A 217-nucleotide genomic window follows, 5' to 3' on the forward strand; every position below is an offset into this window, starting at 1 on the left:
GATTGGTGGAGGCAGACGGGATCGAACCGACGACCCCCTGCTTGCAAAGCAGGTGCTCTCCCAGCTGAGCTATGCCCCCATGTACAGATATTCCTCAGGTGTGTACCGCCACACAAGACGGTGGTGGGTCTGGTTGGATTCGAACCAACGACCCCCGCCTTATCAAGACGGTGCTCTAACCGACTGAGCTACAGACCCCTGAGTCTGTCTTTAATTT

At 55.8% G+C, this 217-nt stretch carries 2 tRNA genes; both read right to left on the bottom strand.

Annotation, left to right across the window (positions count from 1 at the left end):
- Positions 1-3: 3 nt before the first annotated feature.
- Positions 4-79 (bottom strand) — tRNA-Ala (locus JYJ84_RS37520).
- A gap of 42 nt (positions 80-121) precedes the next feature.
- Positions 122-198, bottom strand: a tRNA-Ile gene (locus tag JYJ84_RS37525).
- Positions 199-217 lie beyond the last annotated feature (19 nt).

Source organism: Burkholderia sp. LMG 13014, assembly GCF_905232215.1.
GTDB lineage: Bacteria > Pseudomonadota > Gammaproteobacteria > Burkholderiales > Burkholderiaceae > Burkholderia.